Raw genomic sequence first — 13286 nt, forward strand, 5'->3', positions numbered from 1 at the left:
CTATTTCTTTTTGAGTCGGAGCATCACTTCTTTATAAAACGCAGCCATATCGAGAGCCGCATTGCTGCGTTTATCAAATTCATAAACGCTTTTATGTGCCAGTTCGGCCCTCCGGAAACTTTCACAATAGCGAATCCGGCAATCAAATACAGGCAGACCGCTATCGTTCAAATGCGAAATAAGATTTTGGGATGCGATTCTACCTGCGCTAAAAAGCGTTGGAAGTATTCCCAAAACCGTAACTTTTGGATTGTATTCCCGTTGAATGGTTGTTATTGCAGCAATCACGGAGTCGAGGCCTTGCGATGCGAATTCGCCGGTTGTAACCGGAATGATTACGTAATCTGCAGCTACGACAGCATTGACAACTGTTTGACCTAAACTGGGTGGGCAATCAATAATCGCGTAGTCATAAATTTCCGTATAATCCCGACTATGCAATATATCTGTGAGGATGTACAATGAATTGTTTTCCCCTTCGATCAAAGAATTAATCTTAGAGGATCTAGCATTGGATGGAATAATATGCAGATTCTTTCTGACAATAGACGGGGTAACTTTATCGCGCATGGCAAAAATCCCGAAAAAATTGTCTTGTTTGGGTACATCAGTTTGGTAGAAGTGAGTAAGGTTTGCCTGTGGGTCTGCATCAATAAGTAGTACGCGCTTTTTTTCAACCGTGGCTATATATTCTGCCAAGTTGATCGTTGACGTGGTTTTGCCAACCCCGCCTTTCAGATTGAGAATTGTTATAACTTTCATTGTGCTAAAGTATTGAAGGGTTTGAGAAATCGAATTCAGCTTGTATCTCAGCAGGTTTGAGTAGTTCGCCAAGCACTATATTTTGCATAGCCTGTCGATAATAGGCTGCATGATTCGTTATTTCGCCTTCATTATCGGCGATATATGCAAGTAATTCGTTATGTTTTCTATACACATAGCGGCTATTCTGCGGGGTGATCTTTTCTAAAATTGAGTTCATGGAGCGAGCTGTTATCCCCAAATGTGAGCCTGTGTCCTTAATCCGGCTCACTCGGTTCTTATAATCCCGTCGCTCCTGATCACTCAACTGCCCATTATGGATGATGAAATAAATTATATCAGGAATCTTCGAACGCTGGGGAAACCGCTCGTAAAATGTGAACCAGTAATTGGTTTTGTGCATTAAGGCATCGGCGCTGCTTTTCAGTATCCGTTTCCGAAAATCGTGATACGAATTGTATTTTGTTGGATCTACATTTAAAATAGATCTCAGTTCCAAATAGGGAACAGTCCATTGGCCTTTATCCGCCCAACGACAGATATTGAAATATAACTTGGCAGTATAGATTGAACTGGCTTTCTCAACGGTCTCTTTCAAGATTTGGGAGAAACCGTTTTGAGGATTAATGATTGTATGTACAATCTGTTCGTGAAAAAAGAAATGTGCATTCTGACGACGTTTATTTTTTCGTTCAATCGCAACATGACACAATCCTCCAGTTGCAGACAGTTCCGCATTTGTCAAAGCCGATCTTTGCGGAAAAGTCACACTGATACGGCTCATGTCGAGGAGAGCTCTTTCGAGTTCGTTATAATGTTCGGGCCTAACGCCAAAGTCTCGTAATGGTAATACAATCTCTACCATGTGTGATTTTTTATCCCAATAGACATTTTTTGCCTGGAGGGAAATCTTGCCATCAGGGGTATCGAAATTTGTCCGAATAATCGGTTGTAGCGATATTGCAATACGAAATAGAGCGAGGAACTGCGTGTAAGAGTACGCAGATCTCATATCAATAAACAGATTGGGATGCTTGACCTTCGTATATGACGATATATCAATAGCTGTTTCCGAAACGTTATTTCCCGGAATCGTGTAGACGTAGCCACCCCTATCTCGTATTTTTACCTGATTCGCCATCTGTAAAATTTGGGGAGACAGGGGCAACTGCCTCCCCGAAGTTTCTCTACTTTACTTCGAAAAATAGATTATTAAAAGAACCATATATGCGCTTTCTACGCATATTTGAATATCATTTTGGAATCCAATTCCCCATGATGTCTTGTTTGAATTTCGATTCATGCCTTTTCCAACTCCATTTCTCGGCTCGTGTGTGATCATAAGCCTTAATCCATTCTGTTGTTGGATATTTCGTTATAATTCTATTTTTTATTTCTCCGCTTTGAACTTGTCTTATCGAACAGTTGTGCCATTTAATTATCCGGCAGTTTGGACAATCATAGACTATCTTTTTCCTTGCCTCTGCATTATCGGAACATGCAGGACAAAGCATCTTAAACAGTACAGTGTATGTCCGCAGGCGTAGATATTCACGTTTTTCTTGTTCGTCTACGATTGCCCAGTATTCGGCCCACTCTTTTTTTGTCAATGGTCGGTTGCTCCCCATCTTGAGTTTTGATATATAGTAATTGAACTGATGATTGACAAAGAGCCTGATTGATCTCTACCCTACTCAGATAGTATCTCGCGCCATTTTTTCTCAGACTAATCAAATTAGCTTCGAGAAGTTTTCGGATTTTGGATTCTCCAAATTCCAACTCAGCTTTCTTTCGGGATAGAGTATCGGATTTTGGCCGCAACTCTTTCAGAACCGTTGAAGAACCGACTGCAATAGCCTCTTCAAGTAGTTGCTTTATTGTTTTGAGGTCCGGGATCATCATTTATCCGTGTTATAATAAACAGTTTCGGTTTCCTGTGTTTGTGTGTCTTAAATCGTAAATGAGAATATCTTGCGCTCCTTCGCAACCGTTTAATCGCGGCACGAGCATTATCTGCTGTATTATCTTCCAATTTCAGCGACCAAGCATCATTGATCTCCATTTCTGTCAGTACAGCCTGCCAGTTGGACGGCGCGGATTCTGGTCGCTTTTTTAAGATCCTCCCCATTTTTGGTTAATTCCTATTTTTTCAGTAACTTACCCCGATTTATTGGGGTATGAACGTATGGTACGTTCGTACCACGATGCAAATATCTAACTATTTTACGACACATGCAAGAAAAAGAGGAAAATATTACGAAAATTATTTATCGGCTGCAAGAGTATGTTAAGTATAAAGGCATTACACTTAACCAGATTGCTGTTGTTATTGGAGTAAGCAATAGCTATTTTAGCAAAATGGCCAGTAGTGGAGGCTCTTTAGGTGAAGATATCATCCGTAAGATATTACTATTTTACGACGATCTGAATTCTGATTGGCTTATCATCGGGCGTGGCAAAATGATAAAAGATAGAGCAATTTCTCAAAATGAGGCTCCCGATTTTGTGAATGCTAAACTTGTTCAGGCACTTGCTGATGCAAATAAAGCATTATCTGCGGCAAATGAAACCATACTTCAGCAACAGGAAATAATTGCAAATCACACAAATACAACAACTTACACCCCCCCCCATGCAGGGTCGGAGGCAAAACTTCCACTAAACCCAGTTGATAAAAAATAACACGCTTTAAGGGGTCTATAAAAAGAAATAAGATAAATCGCGCATTTTAAGCCCGAATTTTTTATCTCAGGCCGAATATGACCCCACATTCGTTTTCTTGGAGAAAATCGAAATTTGGGAACTTAAAATCGCAAATAGCGCCTATTGCGCTACTTTGTATAACCTCGCATCAGAATTGAAATCAGTTAAATAAATTCCGAATGTTGCCCAAATAAGATTTCGTACAAGGTTGCAAATTGCTGAATATGAATTGAAATAGGATAGATAATACCTTAGTCTTCTAAGCTGTCGGTCGTGGGTTCGAATCCCGCCGGGATCACTCGACGCCGGGCCGCAAATGCGGCCCGGCATTTTTTCATCCGTATCGAAAACGCCATAAAACAGCCTTCCGCGCGCATTTTTCCGCAATTTATTTTGCCGGGCGGAATATTTTGCCTACATTTGCAGGCTTAAAAGCCCAAAGTGGGTGAGCGTTTTTTATTAATTACAACAAAATTTTATAGCAAAATGGCTGTTAAAATTCGTCTGGCACGTCATGGTAAGAAGGGTTACGCCTTCTATCACATCGTTGCCGCAGATAGCAGGGCGCCACGTGATGGTAGATTTATCGAGAAGCTGGGTACCTACAACCCCAACACGAATCCTGCTACGATCGACCTGGACTTCGAGAAAGCACTGGGCTGGTTGCAGAAAGGCGCACAACCTACGGATACCTGTCGGGCAATTCTCTCGTACAAGGGCGTATTATACAAGAAGCACCTGCTGGGCGGTATCGCCAAGGGCGCATTCTCGGAGACCGAAGCCGAAGCTCGTTTCAACAAATGGATGACCGAGAAGGCCGGTAAGATCGAGGCTAAGGGCAACAAGCTCGAAGCGGATGCCAAGTCGGCCGAAAAGGCCCGTCTGGCCGCCGAAGCCAAAGTCAAGGAGGAGCGCGCAAAGGCCATCGCCGAGAAGAAGGCCGCAGCCGAAGCTGCCGCCAAGGAGGCCGAGCAGGCCGCTGCCGCAGAGGGCGCAGAAGCACCCGCTGAAGGCGAAGCCGAAGCTCCCGCCGCAGAATAAGCGCAGAACGCTTCTTTCCGGAATCCCGGTAAATTTCCCAACGCGGGAGATTTACCGGTTTTTTTCATTACTTTTGTAAACTCTTTCCGGCCGGGCGGCACGCCCCGCAGCGCCACGCCACGCATGGAAAGTCCCCCTGCCGCACCGCCGGACGAGCGAGAATCGCACGCTCCACGCGATGCGGAGGATAAAACACCGTAAACCGAACCGACATGAGCGTTTCCATACCCGCAGGCAGAATCAACAAGCTTTTCGGCACCGACGGCGGAGTGATGCTGTCGCTTTACGCCGATTTCCCCGCGGATTTCGACACCGACATCCCGCTGCTGGTCACCATCGACGCCCTCGAAGTGCCGCTCTGGTGCGAACGTTTCGAACGCCGCGGAGCCTCAGGCGCCGTCGCCGCATTCGCCGACTTCGACACCGAACGCCGGGCGCAGGAGCTGCTCGGCCTCGAATTCCGCATCCGGTTCGACGAGGAGGATGACGACGAATTCTACATGGAGGACCTGATCGGATTCGCCGTTACGGGCTTCGAGATACGGCACGGCGGCACGGAAAACGGCGGAAACGGCGGAAATGACGATGGCAACAACGCAAACAACGACACCTGCAACGACGACGGCAGCAGAGGCGGCAGCAACGATAATGCCAACGCCAACAGCGCCGGCAGCGCCGCCGGCGACAGCATGCCCCCTGCCGGACAATTCGCAGGCAGGGTCGCGGACTATTATGACAGCGAAGCCAACCCGCTCTTCGAGCTGGAAATCGGCGGCCGCCGGGTGCTGGTCCCCGCCGCCGAGGAGTTCATCGCCCATATCGACTTCGAGGGGCGCACGATGAAGATGATCCTGCCCGAAGGGCTGATCGACCTATAAGATTTTCAAGACAATATGGCACACGTAGTAATCGGATTATCGGGCGGCGTGGATTCGTCCGTCGCGGCGTATCTCCTCAAACGGCAGGGGCACGACGTCACGGGGCTTTTCATGATCAACTGGCACGACACCACGGGCACGCTCGAAGGCGACTGCCCGTGGCACGACGACCGGGTTTTCGCCGAGCTGGTCGCCAAACGGCTCGACATTCCGCTGCGCATCGTGGACCTCTCGGCCGACTACCGTACGCGCGTGGTCGATTACATGTTCGCCGAGTACGAAAAGGGCCGCACGCCCAACCCCGACGTGCTGTGCAACCGCGAAATCAAGTTCGACGTCTTTCTGCGCGAAGCCCTCAAGCTGGGCGCGGACTTCGTCGCCACGGGCCACTACTGCCGCAAGGCCGAAGAGTTCCTTCCCGACGGACGGACGGTCTTCAAGCTGCTCGCCGGCGCCGACCCCAACAAGGACCAGAGCTATTTTCTCTGCCAGCTTTCGCAGGAACAGCTGCGCTACGCCCTGTTCCCGATCGGCGATCTGCTGAAACCCGAAGTGCGGCGCATCGCCGCTGAGCAGGGACTCGCCACCGCCAAGCGCAAAGATTCGCAGGGCATCTGCTTCGTGGGCAAGGTGGACCTGCCCGCTTTCCTCCAGCAGAAACTGGCTTCGAAAAAGGGCAACGTCCACGAGATCCTCCCCTCGTGGCCGAAATACGACCGGGCTTTGGCCGCAGCCCCGGCCAAAGCCGAAAACGCCGCTGGCCCCGGTACGTCAGACGCCCGGACGAACAGCACGCTTTCGACCGAAAACCGGGCTATACCTGCTGAAGCGGATGCCGAAGTCGCCCGAACCGACGGCGAACCCTCGACCGAACGCCTTACCGCCCTCGCCGCCCCGTGGCGCTACACCGTACGCGACGGCAAGAAGATCGGCGAGCACAACGGCGCGCATTTCTACACCATCGGCCAGCGCAAGGGGCTGGGCATCGGCGGCCGCCGGGAGTCGCTCTTCATCCTTGCGACCGACACCGCGCAGAACGTCATCTACGTGGGCGAGGGCGACGCCCATCCCGGTTTGTGGCGCCCGGCGCTGCACATCGCTCCCGGCGAAATCCACTGGGTCAATCCCGCACGCGCCCTCTCGCCCGGACAGAGCGCCCGCTTCAGCGTCCGCATCCGCTACCGCCAGCCGCTTCAGGACGCAACGCTCTTCATGCGCGACGAGGGCGCCTACATCCTCTTCGACCAACCCCAGCGGGGCATCACGCCCGGACAGTTCGCCGCATGGTACGACGGCGACGAACTGGTCGGTTCGGGCGTAATCTCCGAATGACCGCGTTCCCGCAGCCGCCAAACGCCGCTGCTTGCCGCACACCGGAAAAACACCGGAAAAACATCGGGATAATTCCGACTCCAATCAAACGTTCAGCCTATGAATATCGAAGATTTCAGGACCTACTGCCTTTCGTTCAAGGGGGCCTATGAAAAGATGCCGTTCGAGAAAGCGGCTTCCGCATACGACCGGAACCTGCTCGTCTTCTGCGTCGCGGAGAAATGGTTTTGCTTCGTAAACGTCGAGACATTCGATTTCTGCAATATCAAATGCGCTCCCGACCGGATCGTGGATTTGCAGGAGCGTTACGAAGGAGTGACGCCGGCATACCATATGAATAAAAAACACTGGATAAGCGTACATTTCGACAAAGACGTACCCGACAGAACGATCGAAGACCTCGTGAAGCAATCGTACGATCTTGTCGCGGCTTCCCTGCCGAAAAAGGAAAGAGCGGCTTTGCAGACCCCGTAATCGGCATCGGGGAACGGCATCAGGGAGATATACGGCGACGGAGGAAAAAAACTCCGTCTTTTTTATGCCCCGGCGAGAGCCGGAAGGTCACTTAGACATAGATAAGTATTGCTTAGGTATAAGCGGTCATTCACAATGGCACGTTTTTTAGTTTTACATCCGAAAAACGTACATTGTGAAAACAGCGATCGACCTATACGTAATCGACGCCATTCGACGCGAACGAAGGGCTCAGAAAGTATCTCAGGCCATGTTGTCCTTTGGGATCGGCGTTTCGCGCGGTTTTGTCGGTCAGGTCGAAAGTCCGAAGTATAACACAAAATACAACATAATCCACATCAACGAGATCGCCAAATTTCTGGGTTGTTCGCCGCGCAAGTTTCTGCCCGAAGAACCGATCTGACCTTCGGCCCATGTTCCCGCACCGCACGGCATCAGCCACCAAGCACCGTCCCCGGACCGGACCGAAATACCGATCCGGGAAACGTCCGCTCCTGCCGTTCCGCACGCTTCTTCTCGCAGCGCTCCTCCTCTCCGGCATCCGCTGCGCCCTCGCCCAGCCCCGCATCGGCATCGCCTACTGCGACCTCGACCACCTCTACGACACCATACCGGCGCTCTTTTACGACGACAGCGACTACACGCCCGGCGGGCGTCTCGCGTGGGACACGGAACGCTACCGCCGCAAGATAGCCCGCGCGGCCGCCGTCATCGACTCGATGCGCATGCCGCTCGTCGCGCTGTGGAGCGTCGAAAACGAAGCGGTCGTGCGCGACATCGCGGCGGCCTGCCGGGGCGACTACAGCTACCTGCACTGCACGCTTAACTCGCTCGACGGCATGGATTTCGCACTGCTCTACTACGGCGACCTCTTCGATCCCCACTACGAGGAGCCGGGACGCCGCTATCTCTACATCGAAGGCACCCTGCGCTTCCCCGCCCCGCGCACCCGCCGCACAACCGGCCGCCCGGTCCGCCCGTCGCGCACCGACACCGTGGGACTGGTGTTGTGCAGCGACACGCGCATGGCCGAATGGGTCGTCCGCGACCTGCGCGAAGAACGCCCCGGCGTGAAGCTGATCGTTCTGGGGCGCACCGCCTCGCTCGACGCGGCGGCATACGGACTGCGCGACGCCCTCGAACGTCCGGCCCGGCTGGGCCGGGGCAACGTCCGCCGCCGCGGAGGCTGGCTCATGCGCGACCGCATTCTGGCCGACACCGCGCTGATATGTTCGGGCGGCGACGTTTTCGCCCGCCGCTATCTGCTTGATCCCAAGACGGGTAACCCGCTGCCGACCTACGAGAGACGGCGTTACCGGGGCGGCTTCGGCTACGCCCTGCCGGTATTCGTTTACTTGGAGTAGAATTTTTTGGAATTTCAGAAAAGTTTTCCTATATTCGCATTCCCAACGGCAAATAGGATTCTTCGACGAGGCGGTAACAGCGATGTCACCGCAATTTTCGTCTGTAGGGGAAGAGATTAGCTAAAAATTTTTATAAATTTACATATCATTAAATTAACCAAGAAAAAAAATTATGGCAGACGTAAAACGAGTCTATACCTTCGGCAACAAGGAAGCCGAAGGCAACGGCAAAATGCGTGAACTGCTCGGCGGCAAAGGTGCCAACCTTGCGGAGATGAACCTCATCGGCATTCCCGTTCCTCCGGGATTCACCATCACCACCGAAGTATGTGCGGAATATTATGCCCACGGCAAGGAGGCGGTCATCAAGATGCTCCGTCCCGAAGTCGAGCGGGCGATGCAGAATATCGAGAAACTGACCGGCATGAAGTTCGGCGACAAGGAGATGCCGCTGCTGGTTTCGGTCCGTTCGGGCGCACGCGCCTCGATGCCCGGCATGATGGACACGATCCTCAATCTGGGTATGAACGATCAGGCCGTGGAGGCTGTCGCCAAGCGCACGGGCAACCCCCGCTTCGCATGGGACTCGTACCGCCGTTTCGTACAGATGTACGGCGACGTGGTGCTGGGCATGAAGCCCGAATCGAAAGAGGACCACGACCCGTTCGAGGTCATCATCGAGGAGCAGAAGGAGAAGCGCGGCGTCAAGAACGACACCGACCTGACGACCGACGACCTGAAGGAGCTGGTGCAGAACTTCAAGGCCGCCGTCAAGAAGCAGACCGGCGAGGATTTCCCGGCATGCCCTTGGGATCAGCTCTGGGGAGCCGTATGCGCCGTGTTCGGCTCGTGGATGAACGAGCGCGCCATCCTCTACCGCAAGCTCAACAACATCCCCGCAGAGTGGGGAACGGCCGTTACCGTGCAGGCCATGGTATTCGGCAACATGGGCGCCAACTCGGCGACGGGCGTAGCCTTCTCGCGCGACGCCGCGACGGGTGAAAACCTCTTCAACGGCGAGTACCTGATCAACGCGCAGGGCGAGGACGTCGTGGCCGGCATCCGCACCCCGCAGCAGATCACCATCGAAGGCTCGAAGCGCTGGGCCGTGGCCCAGAATGTCTCCGAGGAGGAGCGCCGCACGAAATACCCTTCGCTCGAAGAGGTCATGCCGACGGTTTACAAGGAGCTGGACGAGATTCAGCGCCACTTGGAGCAGTACTTCAAGGACATGCAGGACATCGAGTTCACGATTCAGGACGGCAAGTTGTGGATGCTCCAGTGCCGCAACGGCAAGCGCACCGGCGCCGCCATGGTCAAGATCGCGATGGACATGCTCCGCGAAGGTCTGATCGACGAGCGCACCGCCGTGCTGCGCTGCGAGCCGGCCAAACTCGACGAGCTGCTGCACCCCGTATTCGACAAGAAGGCCATCGCCAATGCGCAGGTCATCACCAAGGGTCTGCCCGCATCGCCGGGAGCCGCTACGGGTCCGGTGGTGTTCTTCGCCGAGGACGCCGAGAAGATCCTCGCAGAGTCGGGCCAGAAAGCGATCCTCGTCCGCATCGAGACTTCGCCTGAGGACCTCAAGGGCATGCTTGACGCGGCAGGTATCCTGACCGCACGCGGCGGCATGACGTCGCACGCGGCCGTCGTCGCACGCGGCATGGGCAAATGCTGCGTATCGGGCGCCGGCGAGCTGGAGATCGACTATAAAACCCGCACGATCCGCGTGAACGGCTTCACCGTGAAGGAGGGCGACTGGATTTCGCTCAACGGCTCGACGGGAGAGGTTTATCTGGGTCAGGTAGCCACGATGGCCGCCGACCTGAGCGGCGATTTCGGCCAGCTGATGGAGCTTGCGGGCAAATACGCCGTGCTGAAGGTTCGCGCCAACGCCGACACCCCCAAGGACGCCCTGCAGGCATTCGCATTCGGCGCCGAGGGTATCGGCCTCTGCCGCACGGAGCACATGTTCTTCGAAGGCGACCGCATCAAGGCCATCCGCGAGATGATTCTGGCCGACGACGAAGCCGGACGCCGCGTGGCGCTGGCCAAGCTGCTGCCGATCCAGCGCGGCGACTTCGAGGGTCTGTTCAAGGCCATGAACGGCTTCCCCGTGACCGTACGTCTTCTCGACCCGCCCCTGCACGAGTTCGTGCCGCACGACGAGAAGGGACAGCAGGAGATGGCCAAGGAGATGAACGTACCCCTCCAGAAGATCGTCGCCAAAGTCGAGTCGCTGGCCGAGTTCAACCCGATGCTGGGACACCGCGGCTGTCGTCTGGGCAACACCTACCCCGAAATCACCGAGATGCAGGCGCGCGCCATCATCGAGGCCGCCATGAACGTCAAGGCGCAGGGCATTCCGGTACACGTCGAGATCATGGTTCCGCTCGTAGGCAACCACAAGGAGCTGCGCTACCAGAAAGGCATCATCGACGCGACGGCCGAGCAGGTGTTCTCCGAGCGTAACGACAAGATCGACTACATGGTCGGCACGATGATCGAGGTTCCGCGCGCCGCCGTGACGGCCAACCAGATCGCCGAGGTCGCCGAGTTCTTCTCGTTCGGCACCAACGACCTGACGCAGATGACGCTGGGCTTCTCGCGCGACGACATCGGCAAGTTCCTGCCCGTTTACCTCGAAAAGGGCATCCTCAAGAACGACCCGTTCCAGATCCTCGACCGCAACGGCGTGGGCCAGCTGATCCGCGAAGCCGTTTTCAAGGGCCGTTCGACCCGCGAAAAACTCAAATGCGGCATCTGCGGCGAACACGGCGGCGAACCTTCGTCGGTCGAGTTCTGCCACTACGCAGGGCTGAACTACGTGAGCTGCTCGCCGTTCCGCGTGCCCATCGCACGTCTGGCGGCCGCACACGCCGCGCTCAACGAGAAGTAGCGTTCCTCCGGTTACGGCCGAAATATCCGAAAACGAAAGCCTGCGGCACGAAAGCCGCAGGCTTTCGTTTTCAGCGAAAAAAAAGTCCGGTTCGTTGAATATGTTTGGCGAAAGCGGATAAGTTTTGTATATTTGCTATCGGCAAACAGTATAACACGCAACTTTTTTGTTGAATTAAAATAACAGAACATGAAGAAGATGTTTTTTGCGGCAATCGTCGCATTATTCGCAGTGACAACCGTATCAGCACAAACTCCGGGCAATTGGGCCGTAGGACCCAAAATCGGCATATATACGAACGCAGGCGCCGAGGGTGCTATTTTTGGTATCGGCGCAACCGGATTTTACAGTTTTACGGATAATTGGCGAGTAGCTCCAAGCATTGTCGCCCTATGCAAAACAGGCTGTTCGGTAGACATCAGCGCCGACGTGCAGTATCTCTTCAATATCGCCCCGGACTGGCATATCTATCCACAGGCGGGTCTGAGCGCCAACGATCTCTTCGGCTGGTCGTGCGGCATCAATCTGGGCGGCGGCGCCGACTTCTCGGTAGCCCGCAACTGGGACCTTTCGGCAGGCTTCAAATGGATGATTCAGACTGCTAAAGATTATATTCCCGGATACGTTAAACGCAGAAATCCAATCGTTATCAATATCGGCGCAACCTACAAGTTCTAATCCGGCGCAACCCGGAAAACGATATCCCGGAGACCTCGACGAGGTCTCCGGGATTTTTCATGTCCGGCCGCGAACGCCCCGCACCCCACTGCCGCCCGCCACGAAAGCCAACGCGCAACGAAGTGCGGCGAGCAACAACGAGCGACGGTGACTGCTGCGACGGCAGTAAAGACAGCAACGGAGACAGCGAAGACAGCAACGGAGACAGCAGCGGAAACGACGAGCTACAGCGGCGGAGAGCCGTACATTTTTCAACACCCGGCCAAAAGCCCCCGCAAGCAAAACAGAACGCACGGCCCGTCCGCCGTAAAATACAGCAAATCGGCCGGATTCCGCGACCTGAAAACCCTTCCGGAGAGCTTCGCAGCCCTCCGGTGCGGGACGGTTTTTCACCTCCGGTCGCGCACAAATTCCGGCGGCAACCGATCGCGGCACGAGTGTTGCACGCCGTTAAGGCAATGGAACAAAGGCGGTTCGGGAAGCTTTCCGAATCCGGAGATATGAATTAAATGACTGACAACCACTTATTAATACATAAAATTTAACTGAAAATTATGAAAAAAATTCTTCTCATCTCGGTTGCGGCATTGTTTGCTTGGGCAGCGTCCGCTCAGGACAACACCTACCGCAACACTCAGACCAACAACTACCGCAATGCGGCTCAGACAAACAACTACCGCAACGCGGCTCAGACCTACAACAACAATGCGGCTCAGGCCGGCAATTACCGCGGCACGCCCTCCGATTACCGCAGTGCGGTGGGTCCGCGTGTCAATTTCTACACCAACACGGACGACGCCTCGGTCGGTATCGGCGCCTACTACCGCTACAGCTTCAATTCGCACTGGCGCATCGAGCCGTCGATCTATGTACTGACGGAAAAAGACAGCTCCGTAGACATCAACTTCGACGCACACTACGTATTCCAGATCGCCGACTGGTGGGGCGTATTCCCGCAGGTAGGTATCGTGGCCAATGACATCAAGGACTGGGCGGTCGGCATGAGTGTCGGCGCAGGTTTCGACTTCAACGTCGCCCACCGCTGGAACATCTCCGCAGGTCTCAAGTACGAGCCTATGTTTGACAGCGACCGTTCGAACCCGTTGGTGGTATACGTCGGCGCCGCGTACAGATTCTGACAAACGCACCTGC

13 protein-coding genes are annotated in these 13286 nt (G+C 54.0%); 10 read left to right on the forward strand and 3 right to left on the reverse strand.

What is annotated here, in order from left to right; all coding sequences use genetic code 11:
- The 3 genes from ALFI_RS01195 to ALFI_RS17215 all read right to left on the reverse strand — a co-directional run bounded on the left by ALFI_RS01195 (position 1) and on the right by ALFI_RS17215 (position 2664).
- Positions 1–762 (reverse strand): ParA family protein, encoded by a 762-nt coding sequence (locus tag ALFI_RS01195; RefSeq protein WP_014774446.1) that lies wholly within the window; start codon positions 760–762, stop codon positions 1–3.
- 4 nt (positions 763–766) lie between these two features.
- Entirely contained in the window at positions 767–1903 is a 1137-nt protein-coding gene (locus ALFI_RS01200) for a replication initiation protein (protein WP_014774447.1), read from the reverse strand.
- A gap of 410 nt (positions 1904–2313) precedes the next feature.
- Positions 2314–2664, reverse strand: a complete 351-nt coding sequence (locus ALFI_RS17215; protein ID WP_042493080.1) for a hypothetical protein — start codon at positions 2662–2664, stop codon at positions 2314–2316.
- 330 nt (positions 2665–2994) lie between these two features.
- Here ALFI_RS17215 and ALFI_RS16140 point away from each other — a divergent pair, with 330 nt between their 5' ends.
- The 10 genes from ALFI_RS16140 to ALFI_RS01255 all read left to right on the forward strand — a co-directional run bounded on the left by ALFI_RS16140 (position 2995) and on the right by ALFI_RS01255 (position 13273).
- Positions 2995–3444: a helix-turn-helix domain-containing protein gene (locus ALFI_RS16140; RefSeq protein WP_052312771.1), complete on the forward strand. Its 450-nt coding sequence runs from the start codon at positions 2995–2997 to the stop codon at positions 3442–3444.
- A 507-nt stretch (positions 3445–3951) separates the two neighbouring features.
- Positions 3952–4506 carry a 30S ribosomal protein S16 gene (locus ALFI_RS16325; RefSeq protein ID WP_014774449.1) on the forward strand — a complete coding sequence of 185 codons (555 nt, stop codon included), beginning with the start codon at positions 3952–3954 and terminating at the stop codon, positions 4504–4506.
- Between the two features lie 212 nt (positions 4507–4718).
- Positions 4719–5384 (forward strand): ribosome maturation factor RimM, encoded by a 666-nt coding sequence (locus ALFI_RS01220; RefSeq protein WP_014774450.1) that lies wholly within the window; start codon positions 4719–4721, stop codon positions 5382–5384.
- 15 nt (positions 5385–5399) lie between these two features.
- Entirely contained in the window at positions 5400–6716 is a 1317-nt protein-coding gene (mnmA, locus tag ALFI_RS01225; protein ID WP_014774451.1) for a tRNA 2-thiouridine(34) synthase MnmA, read from the forward strand.
- A 99-nt stretch (positions 6717–6815) separates the two neighbouring features.
- Entirely contained in the window at positions 6816–7190 is a 375-nt protein-coding gene (locus ALFI_RS01230; protein ID WP_014774452.1) for an MmcQ/YjbR family DNA-binding protein, read from the forward strand.
- A gap of 175 nt (positions 7191–7365) precedes the next feature.
- Positions 7366–7593 (forward strand): helix-turn-helix domain-containing protein, encoded by a 228-nt coding sequence (locus ALFI_RS01235; RefSeq protein ID WP_014774453.1) that lies wholly within the window; start codon positions 7366–7368, stop codon positions 7591–7593.
- A gap of 10 nt (positions 7594–7603) precedes the next feature.
- Positions 7604–8554, forward strand: coding sequence for an endonuclease/exonuclease/phosphatase family protein (locus tag ALFI_RS01240; protein WP_014774454.1), 951 nt, complete (start codon positions 7604–7606; stop codon positions 8552–8554).
- 172 nt (positions 8555–8726) lie between these two features.
- A complete protein-coding gene (gene ppdK / locus ALFI_RS01245) occupies positions 8727–11456 on the forward strand; it encodes a pyruvate, phosphate dikinase (protein ID WP_009598846.1) in 2730 nt (909 codons plus the stop codon).
- Positions 11457–11645: 189 nt separating this feature from the next.
- Positions 11646–12134 carry a porin family protein gene (locus ALFI_RS01250; RefSeq protein WP_014774455.1) on the forward strand — a complete coding sequence of 163 codons (489 nt, stop codon included), beginning with the start codon at positions 11646–11648 and terminating at the stop codon, positions 12132–12134.
- A gap of 554 nt (positions 12135–12688) precedes the next feature.
- Complete coding sequence (locus ALFI_RS01255) at positions 12689–13273, forward strand: porin family protein (RefSeq protein ID WP_009598916.1); 585 nt, start codon at positions 12689–12691, stop codon at positions 13271–13273.
- Positions 13274–13286: the final 13 nt, after the last annotated feature.

The organism is Alistipes finegoldii DSM 17242 (assembly GCF_000265365.1).
GTDB classification, from domain to species: domain Bacteria; phylum Bacteroidota; class Bacteroidia; order Bacteroidales; family Rikenellaceae; genus Alistipes; species Alistipes finegoldii.